Annotated in this window: 7 protein-coding genes; 3 read left to right on the forward strand and 4 right to left on the reverse strand. The window is 63.7% G+C overall.

Translation table 11 applies throughout. The annotated features are described in order from the left end of the window. The 3 genes from JNK68_15845 to JNK68_15855 all read left to right on the forward strand — a co-directional run. Positions 1-636 (forward strand): TolC family protein (locus tag JNK68_15845; protein MBL8541816.1); only part of this gene is annotated, 636 nt, incomplete at its 5' end. A gap of 111 nt (positions 637-747) precedes the next feature. Then, positions 748-1,194, forward strand: coding sequence for a hypothetical protein (locus tag JNK68_15850; GenBank protein MBL8541817.1), 447 nt, complete (start codon positions 748-750; stop codon positions 1,192-1,194). A gap of 73 nt (positions 1,195-1,267) precedes the next feature. Then, entirely contained in the window at positions 1,268-2,017 is a 750-nt protein-coding gene (locus JNK68_15855) for a glucose 1-dehydrogenase (protein ID MBL8541818.1), read from the forward strand. A gap of 46 nt (positions 2,018-2,063) precedes the next feature. Here JNK68_15855 and JNK68_15860 read toward each other — a convergent pair whose 3' ends face one another. From JNK68_15860 to JNK68_15875, 4 genes are all read right to left on the reverse strand, one after another. Continuing rightward, positions 2,064-3,554, reverse strand: a complete 1,491-nt coding sequence (locus JNK68_15860) for an efflux transporter outer membrane subunit (GenBank protein MBL8541819.1) — start codon at positions 3,552-3,554, stop codon at positions 2,064-2,066. 1 nt (position 3,555) lies between these two features. Beyond that, on the reverse strand, positions 3,556-6,744 hold the full coding sequence (locus tag JNK68_15865) for a multidrug efflux RND transporter permease subunit (GenBank protein MBL8541820.1): 3,189 nt from the start codon (positions 6,742-6,744) through the stop codon (positions 3,556-3,558). A gap of 17 nt (positions 6,745-6,761) precedes the next feature. Next, positions 6,762-8,333 carry an efflux RND transporter periplasmic adaptor subunit gene (locus tag JNK68_15870; GenBank protein ID MBL8541821.1) on the reverse strand — a complete coding sequence of 524 codons (1,572 nt, stop codon included), beginning with the start codon at positions 8,331-8,333 and terminating at the stop codon, positions 6,762-6,764. 148 nt (positions 8,334-8,481) lie between these two features. Continuing rightward, positions 8,482-9,717, reverse strand: a complete 1,236-nt coding sequence (locus tag JNK68_15875) for a cation:proton antiporter (GenBank protein ID MBL8541822.1) — start codon at positions 9,715-9,717, stop codon at positions 8,482-8,484. Positions 9,718-10,192: the final 475 nt, after the last annotated feature.

Raw genomic sequence — 10,192 nt, forward strand, 5'->3', positions numbered from 1 at the left:
GCGCTCGAGCAACGTCCCGATTTGCTGGCACGCGTGGCGGTGATTCGGGCGCGCGAAGCGGAAATTCGCAAGGCGCAGTCGGAGTTCTACCCGCGCATCGCGGTCGCTGCCGATGTCGCGCAGAACATCGGGCGCATCCGGACCAACGACATTCCCAGCTGGGCGAGCGTGAACGACCCGACCTACGGCGCCGCGATCTCGATCGAGCTGCCCCTCTACGACGGCGGGCTGCGCGACAGCCGGCTTGGCATCGCAAAGGCGCAGCGGCGCATCGCCGAGGAGGAGTTCGAACTCGCGCGTGACAAGACGGTGCGCCAAGTCGTCAAGGCGTATGACGATTTCAAGGTCGCCCTGCGCAAGCGCGAGGCGGCGCTGGCCCTCCTTGCCGCGGCAGAGAAGTCCTACGACGCGGCGATGGACTCCTACCGGAGTGGGGTCGCGACCTTTCTCGACGTCACGAATGCGCAGACTGCGCTGGTCAAGGCGCGCACCACCGACACCGATTCGCAGAGCGCCGTCTTCGCGACGGCGGCAACACTGGCCTTCAGCACCGGTGACTTGGCGCCGCCGGTGGCTGCTGCCGAAAGCGCGTCCTACACACCGATCTATGATCGACGCGACGTTGGTCAGCAGTGATTCGAGGTCGTTTGCCGGACCCGGATGCCCCGCGTGCGCAGAGGCGCCGCTCTCGTTTCGAGTCAGCGGGCGTGGCGAGTCGATCTCATGCCGTACCGCGAGGAGCGATGGATGGAACCTGCTTACTTTTCAGCCTTTGCAGCGCTGGCCGGATCGATGATAGGGGGGCTCACGACGTTGTCGGCGTCGTGGCTTACCCAGCATGTGCAGTTCAGATCGCAACGGCTCGTACAAGACCTGAACCGGCGGGAGGAGTTGTACCGGAACTTCATCGAAGAAGCATCGCGCTGGTATGCGGACGCCTTCGAACACGACCAGCCGGAAATCTCGAATCTGGTCAACCTCTACGCCCTGGTGCGCCGTATGCGCGTCATCTCATCGCCCGCAATCATCGAAAGTGCCGACAGGGTGGTGCGTGTGATCCTCGAAACCCATGTCGCGCCGAATAGGACGTTTCGCGACGTGGAGGAGATCCTCGACAATGATGCGATGAATCCCCTGCGCGAATTCAGCAGTGCGTGCCGCGAAGAACTGCGAAGATTGGGGTTATCGAGATGAAGGATGGTGGCACATCCGCGCGGGCAGGCCGCATCCTTGGCACTTGTGACACTTTCGAAAAGGAGCCGCGACAATGACCACACCCGTTGTTCTGATCACTGGTGCGCTTGCCGGGATCGGCCGCGCCACCGCGCTGGCTTTCGCCCGTGAAGGCGCCCACGTCGTCGCCTCCGGGCGCCGCGACGAAGCCGGTCGGGCTCTCGTCGACGAGTTGCGCAGTCTCGGCGCGCAGGCCGAGTTCGTGCGCGCCGACGTGCGCTTCGAAGCCGAGGTACGCGCCCTGGTGGACCTGACGGTCGAGCGCTTCGGCAGGCTCGACGTGGCCGTCAACAACGCCGGTACGGAAGGCCAGGGTGCACCCATCACGGAGCAGACCACCGACAACTATGCGGCGATCTTCGATGCCAATGTGCTGGGCGTCCTGCTCTCGCTCAAGCATGAGATGCGCGTGATGCTCCGCCAGGGTTCCGGCTCGATCATCAACCTGTCTTCGGTCGCGGGGCAGGTGGGCTTTCCCGGCGCGTCGATCTACGTGGCGAGCAAGCACGCGGTCGAAGGTCTGACCAAGAGCGCTGCGCTCGAAGGGGCGGCTGCCGGTGTGCGTGTCAACGCCGTTGCGCCAGGCCCCATAGCCACGGAGATGTTCGAACGTTTCACCGGCCGCGACGAAGCGACTCAGGCCGGACTCATTTCGGGGGTTCCGGCCAAGCGCGTGGGGACGCCCGAGGAAATCGCGCAGACCATCGTCTTTCTCGCGAGCGACAAGGCGCGCTTCCTCACCGGCCAGAGCGTCACGGTCGACGGGGGCTATACGGCGCAGTAATCAGTGACCTTCGGCAACTCGCAATCAACGCCCGCCCGCCGCGGCATCACTGCGATGTGGTCGCGGCTTGCGACGGGGGCTGGTCGGACGGCAGTGTCGGCGCGAACCATCCGCTGCCCGCGACCGGTTGCGGTGCCAGCTTGTCCGCTTCGTTTACCCAGCCGCCGCCCGTGGCGCGGTAGATGTCCACGGTCGAACTGAGCAGCGTCGCCCGCGTCACCGCGAGATTGAGCTCCTGCGGGAAAAGCTCCTCCTGCGCTTGCAGCACCGTGGAGTAGGGCGCGTAGCCACCGTCCCACAGCAGCTTGGCGAGCTCTTCGTATTCCTTGAGCGCGGTGACCAGGCGCTCCTGGGCGGCGAGCTGGTCGCCGCGCTCCTGGCGCGACACGAGCGCGTTGTCCACGTCGGCGAACGCGTTCTGGATCGTCTGCTGATACTTGAGCAGGGCGGCCTTCTGCACGGCTTCGGTCTGCGCCACCTGACCCGAGATGGCGCCGGCGGTGAAGATCGGTCCGACGACCGATCCGGCGAAATTCCACGCACGCGACGAACCTTGGAAGAGGTCGCCCAAGTCGGTGCTCGCATAACCGAAGTTGCCCGTGAGGGAGATGGTGGGGAAATACAGCGCCTTCGCCGCACCGATCTGCGCATTCGCAGCGATGAGCTGCTGCTCGGCCTGCAGGATATCCGGTCGCTGTTCCAGCAGATCGGAGGGCAGGCCCGCCGGCACCGTGACGAGCGTGAGCTCGTAGATGTTCTTGCCGCGCGGGATTTGCCCCGGATTGCGCGCGAGCAATATCGACAGCGCGTTTTCCGTGATCGCGATCTGCCGTCGGATGTTCGGGATCTCGGTGGCCGCCGACTCGTAGCGCGACTGCGCCTGCGCGACGTTCATCTGCGATACCTGGCCGAATTCGAACTTGTCCTTGATGAGGGTGAGCGATTCGTCGTAGGACTTGAGCGTGCGCTGTGCGATCACCAACTGCTCGTCGAGCGCGCGCAACTCGATGTAGGTCGTCGCGATCTGCGACACCAGGGTCAGAACGACGCCGCGGCGCGCCTCGTTGCTGGCGAGCAGGTTGGCCTGTGCCGCTTCCGTCTGCCGACGGATGCGGCCCCATAAGTCGATCTCCCAGCTCACCCCCGCGCCGACGGTGAACACGTTCGTGGGATTGCTCACGCCGCGCGGCAGCGCGACGGTGGAGCTGTTCGAGAACCCATAGCGCCCGGCGCTCGCATCGTAGTTGAATTGCGGGAAGAGTGGCGCGCGCGTCTGCGTGAGCAGACCCGCCGCCTGCTCCACGTTGGCCGCTGCGATCTGCACATTGCGGTTGTTCGCGAGCGCCTCGGCGATGAGTTCGTCCAGCACGGGATCGCCGAACTGCTTCCACCATTCGGTATTGGCCGTGTCCGCGACCTCCTTCGGCTCGTAGAGAAACTTCGCCGGCGTATCGACCTTTGGCTTCACGTAATCCGGTCCGACGAGACAACCCGAGAGCAGTCCGCACAGCAACGCGGCGACCAGGGCTCGGCGCATGTCAGTCCTCCTTGCGGGGCGCATGCGGTGCCGCGGCGGGGGCGGTGCCCCCGGCGGTCGGTGCCGGTGGCTCCGTCTTCTTGCCGCCGAAGAGCTTGTGACTCGCGGTTTCCAGCAGCCAGAAGAACATCGGGATGAAGAAAATCGCGATGACCGTCGCTGCCAGCGTGCCGCCGATGACGCCGGTGCCGATCGAATGGCGGCTGTTCGACGAGGCGCCGGTTGCGATGGCGAGCGGGACCGTCCCCAGGATGAAGGCAAACGAGGTCATGATGATGGGCCGCAGCCGCAACCGGGCGGCTTCCGCCGCGGCGTCGAAGAACGACTTGCCTTCCTTGCGGTTCAATTCCACCGCGAACTCGACGATCAGGATCGCGTTTTTCGCAGCGAGACCGACCAGAGTGAGCAGGCCGATCTGGAAGTAGATGTCGTTCGGAATGCCGCGCAGCGCGATGGCGACGAGTGCGCCCAACACCGCGAACGGCACCGCCATCATGACGCCCACCGGCAGCGACCAGCTTTCGTACTGCGCGGCGAGAATAAGGAACACGAAGATCAGGCCGAAGACGAAAGCGATCGCAGACGTCGAACCGGAGGTCACCTCCTCGCGCGCCTCTCCGGCCCATTCAAAGCCGTAGCCCGGGGGGAGGATCTCTTCGGTGATCTCGCGTATCGTGGCTAACGCCTGACCCGAGCTTACACCCGGAGCGGGCGCCCCGTTGATTGCGATGGCCGGATAGTTGTTGAAGCGCGTCACGAGATCGGGGCCGACGACGTAACGCGTGGTGACCAGCGCCGAGAGCGGGATCATCTCGCCGTCGCGGTTGCGCACGTAGAACTGACCGATGTCTTCCGGGGTCATGCGGTACTTCGGCTGCGCCTGCAGAATCACCTGATACAGGCGCGAGTCCTTTGGAAACTGGCTCACGTACAGCGAGCCGAACATGGTTTGCAGCGTGTTGTAGGCCTCCTGCACCGGAACGCCGAGCACCTCGGCCTTGTCGCGATCGACGTCAGCAAGGAGCTGCTGGCCGGTCGCGCGAATGGTCGTGTTCACCCCGGCGAGCTCGGGCCGCGTGCGTGCCTTCGCGATGATCCGATCGACCAAATCCGAGAGCTGCTCGAAGTTGCCCGCCCCTTTCTGCTCGATCCAGATCTGGAAACCGGCGACGATGCCCAAGCCAGGGATCGCCGGCGGATTGACCGGCACGATCAGGCCGTCCTGGACGTTGTAGAACGCTCGCTTCGCCTCCTCGATCAACGCGAAAGCCGAAAGCGAGGGCGACTTGCGCTCTTCGTAATCCTTCAATGAGACGAACAACAGACCGAAATTGGTCTTGTTCTGGGAATCGATCAGGCTGTAGCCGTCCACCTGCGTGACGTTGGCGACCGCAGGCTGCTTGGCCATGAAATCACCGGCTTGCCGTCCCGCGAAGTTCGTCCGGTCGAGACTGGCGGCGTCAGGCAGGAAGTAGGGTACGAAGATGTAACCCTGATCCTCCTGCGGCACGAACGCGGTCGGCAGCAGCTTGAACAGCCACACCGACCCCGCCACGACCAGCGCAAACGCGGCGAGGCCAACTATCCAGCTTCGTGTGATCCACTTCACGCCGGCAACATATCCGTTGGTGATGCGCTCCAGCGTCACGTCGAACCACTTGAAGAAGCCTTTCTTCTCGCCGTGCTTCGCCTTGATGAGAATCGCGGCCAGCGCCGGCGAAAGCGTGAGCGCGACGATGCCCGAAAACACGACCGAGACTGCAATGGTGATCGCGAACTGCTTGTATAGCGCGCCGGTGATGCCGCCGAGGAATGCAACCGGGATGAACACGGCATTGAGCACCAGCACCACGGCGATCACGGGCCCGCTGACCTCGTCCATGGCGCGCTTGGCGGCTTCCTTGGGCGAGAGTCCGAACTGCACCATGTTGCGCTCGGTGTTTTCGACCACCACGATCGCATCGTCCACCACGAGTCCGATGGCGAGGATCATGCCGAACAGCGTCAGCATGTTGATCGAGAAACCGAAGGCGAGCATGCCGATCATGGCGCCGAGGATCGACACCGGCACGGCGAGGGTCGGGATGATGGTGAGCCGCAGGCTGTGCAGGAAGATGAACACCACCAGGACCACCAGCACCACCGCCTCGTAGAAAGTCTTGATGACCTCGTCGATCGATGCCTGCACGAACTTGGTCGTGTCGAGCGCCACTTGATATTCCAGGCCGTCGGGGAAGCTCTTGGACAGTTCCGCCAGCGTTGCCCGCACGTCTTTCGACACCTGAATCGCGTTGGCCCCGGGTTGCTGGTACACGGCGATCAGGGTCGCCGGCTTACCCTGGTAGCTCGTGCGCAGTGCATAGCTTTGCGCGCCCAGCGTCGTGTATCCGATATCTTTCACGCGAACGATCGCCGCCTGTTCGTTCTCGGCGCGTACGATCATGTTGTCGAACTGCGACGGCTCGGTGATCATCGGGGTGGTGACGGGAAAAGTCTGCTTCACCGGGTAGGGGGTCGGCTGGTCGCCGATGCGGCCCACCGCGAACTGCTGGTTCTGCTGCTTCACCACGTTCGCAATGTCGCTGGTGGTGATGCCGAGCTGCGCCATCCGGTCCGGCCTCAGCCACACACGCATCGCGTACTCGGGGACGCCGAAGATCGAAGCCTGGTTTGCGCCGTTGATGCGGTTGATGGTCGAAAGGATCTGGACGTTGGTGTAGTTGGAGATGAAGTCCGCGTCGTAGCGCCCGTCGGGTGAAAAAAACGCCAGCACCATGAGGAAAGTGTTGCTCTTCTGCTGCACCGTGACGCCTTGCGCCTGCACCGACTGCGGCAGCTGCGGCATTGCCTGGCTCAGCCGGTTCTGCACGTCGACCTGCGCCAGCATCGGGTCTGTGTCGATGGTGAAATAGACAGTGAGGGTGTAATTGCCGGTCGACGAGCTCGTCGACTGCATGTAGATCATGTTGTTGGCGCCGTTCACCTGCTGCTCGATCGGCGCCCCCACGTTTTGCGCGACGAGGGTACCGTTCGCACCCGGGTAGGTTGCGGTGACCTGAATCTGGATCGGCGTGATCTGCGGAAACTGGGCGATCGGCAGGCTGACCATTGCCACCAGGCCCCCGATTGAGATCACGATGGCGACGACCGCCGAGAAGATCGGGCGATCGATGAAGAAATGGGAGAACATCGGTCTCGACCCCTCGGCTATTTCTTCGTCTGGGCCGTGGCCACGGCGGGTGCGCTGCTCAACTCCACGCGCCGCGCCTCCCTGTCGTCCGGTCCACCGGTCACGTCTACCGGGGGCTTCATGCTGACCTGCGTGTCCTTCACGCCTTGATCGAAGAGCGTGTTGCGGACGGCCTTCGCCCGCTCCTTCGCCAGCACGACGTTCTTCGCATGCTGGCCGGTTTTGTCCGCATACCCGGTGATCACGATCACCGCGTCGGGATGCGCGCCGAGATAGGCCGCGACGTTGGCGAGGGTGGCCTTCGCGTCCGCATCGAGACTTGAAGTGCCCTTCGCGAAATAGATCTTCGCCGGCAGCGGTGTCGCGGGCTGTGCTGCGCTCGATACTGCGGCTGTTCCGCCTGCGCCCGGTGTCGGCGCGACTCCACCCCCTGCTCCTGCCGTTGCGGGCGCTCCGGCGGTGCTGATCTCGGCCTCGGTCTTGGTCGCGACGATCTTCACCGGTGCTCCCGGCGAGAGGTGCACCATGCCATCGATGACCACGGTCTCGCCCGGCGACAAACCGATCGTGATGAACCAGTTGTTGCCGTGCCAGGGCCCAACTTGGACCGGGCGGATCTCCGCCTTGTTCTCCTTGTCCACGACGACCACGAAGTGCCCCTTGGCGCCCTGCAGCACCGCCTGCTGCGGTACGAGGATGGCATTCGGTCGAATCGCGCCCAGGATGCGAACGCGTACGAACTGGCCCGGACGGAGCGCCGCGCCGGGGTTCGGGACCGTGGCGCGCAACAGGAAGGTTCCGGTCTGCGAGTTGTAGTCGGCGTTGGCGAACGTGATCCGCCCGCGCTTGGGGAACACCGAACCGTCGGCGAGCACAACCTCCACTTCGAAGTCTTCGTTGGCAGGCATGCGCAAAAGACCCTGCGCCTGCTCCTGGCGGCTTTGCAGCATATCGTTTTCGGAAATGCTGAAGTTCACCCAGATGGGATCGGTCTGCGCCACATAGGTGAGCACGCTGCTCTCGCCGCTGCCGCTCAGGTACTGGCCATCCTGCACCTTGGCGAAGCTCGACAGCCCGCTCACCGGCGTGGTGATGGTCGTGTAGCCGAGGTTGAGCTGGGCCTGCTCGACGTTGGCCTTCGCGGTCTCCACGGCGGCGGATGCGGCAAGGAACTGGCCGGTGGCATCGTCGAGCTCACGCTGGCTCAATGCGTTCCGCGCAGCGAGCGGCTTTACCCGAGCGAGGTTGTCGCGCGCCACCTGCAGCCGCGCCTGCTGCTCGGCGAGCTCGCCTTTTGCCGCGTCGAGCTGTGCCTTGAACGGCTTCGGATCCTGCAGGAACATGACCTGCCCGGCCTTGACGAAACTGCCTTCGGTGTAGACGCGCTTGTCGAGGAAGCCGCTGACCCGCGCCACGATCTGCACCTGCCGCGTACTCTGGGTTTGCCCCACGAACTCGAAGCTCACCGGCGTGTCGCGCGGCGTGAGCTTGAGCACCGTCACTTCAACCGGTGGACGCTCTTCCGCTTTCTTTTCCTCCTTCTTGCAGCCTGCCGTCAGAGCGGCGGCGAGGAGCACGGCGAACCCCAGGCGGGGCCACCACTCGTGGCGCTGGCGTAGCGATGAGATCACGAAGGCCTCTTGGTTTCTTGGAAGGAGATGCAAAGAAAGTCGCGGGATTATAGTTGAAATGCCCGGCTAAAGCGGACTCGAACACGGGTATCCCAACCGGATCGAATCAGTTGTGATCCGCCTGGTGTTCGGGCGCGCTCTTGTTCAACGCTGCGACCGCTCTTGCATAGCGCTCGATGCCGGGCACGGCGGTAAGGCCGTGAGCAACGATACTCAGCAGCACCGTCGCCATGACGGCGAGCCGCACCGTCGATTCTCCAGCCAGACTCAATTCGCCCTCGAGATAGACCAGGCCGAGCACGATGGACGCAAGCCCCCTCGGGCCGAACCAGCCCATGAAAAGCACGGTCGACCGGCTGAGCCCCGTGCCTCTCAGCGCGATCGCAACCGGCACCATGCGGATCAACGTCAGGCTCAGAACGCCGTACAGCACGACAGCAATGTTGAATTGGGTCCACGCCCGGGCGACCAACAACCCGAACAGGAAGAAGACGAAAAAATCGAAGAGCTGTCCCCACTCTTCGGTGAATTCGACGCTGTGCTTGCCGACTTCGCTGAAACCAACCTGCGTCGCGAGCCCGGCCACGAATGCAGCGATGAACATGCTCGCGCCGCTCTCCTCTGCGGCGAGCACGCAGGCAAGCGGCAGCACCACGACGCCGAGCTGCGTGAGCGGCTCTGCCATCCAGCCTTTGCGGTGGGCAAGCCCGAGCAGCCAGCCGCCGGCAAGGCCGACGCTAAGTCCGATCAGGCTTCCAAGCCCAAGCTGCTCGAAGAGAAATCGGGCAAGCACCCCACGGCCGAGCATGTTCTCCTCCGCGGCTATCGCCAGAGCGATGAAGAACATCAGGAAGGGGACCGCCAGTCCATCGTTCAGGCCAGCCTCCACGTTCAGTGCCTGTCGAATCCTTTCCGGTACCAGAGGGCTCGCCACGATCACCTGCCCGAGACCCGCATCGGTCGGGGCGAGAATGGCGGCCAGGATGCCCGCTTCCCACCAGGAGAGATTGCGGAAAACGACGATGGCGCATAGCGCACCGAGCGCGATGGTCAGCAGCATGCCTGTGCTGAGCAGGCGGATCGGCAGATTGGTGCGGCCTCTCAGCAACCGCGGCGCAATGCGCGAGGCATCGGTAAAGAGCGTCATCACCAGGCCCAGTTCGGCGACGAGCAGAAAGCCTTTGCGATCGAGTCCCACCTCGCTCAGCGCCTCGGGTGAGAACGCCAGGACTGCCCCGGCCGCGGTGAACAGGATGGGGGCCGTGAGAATCGTCTGTTCCAGCCGGCGAGACACCAGACTGTAGACAAATACGCAGAAGACGAATGCTGCGATCAACATCATGAGCCTACCTGATTAGTGACGAACTTCAGCTCGTCATTCCGGGGCCGCGTAGCGGAACCTGGAATCCAGAAGCGGAGCAGAGGATCCCCTCGATTCCGGGTTCTGCCCTTGGGCAGCCCCGAAATGACGGCTTTCGGTTCACCGCCAGAACATGAGCTGAGATTCGTCACTAATCAAGTGAGCCCAAGTCCTGGAAACACTGGATGAGTGCGGACGGTGGCTCGAGGCCCTACTCGCCGGCCATCGCTCTCGGTAATCAGGTTGTTGGGACTGGCGAAAAGCCCAACGTCGAGCCGCGCTTCGACGAGCACCGCGGCCCGATTTGCGCCCAGACCCCGGAGGACCGGGAACGTCGAAACCCGCAATTCATATCTTCCGCTTGCCCCTCGGCGTTTGCGAATAACGTTCGGCAAGCCGTTTGATCTAACTCAAAGAACATAACCGAGATTGTCCGAGAATGTCTGCTCAGGGTCTA

The organism is Betaproteobacteria bacterium, assembly GCA_016791345.1.
Lineage (GTDB): Bacteria > Pseudomonadota > Gammaproteobacteria > Burkholderiales > JAEUMW01 > JAEUMW01.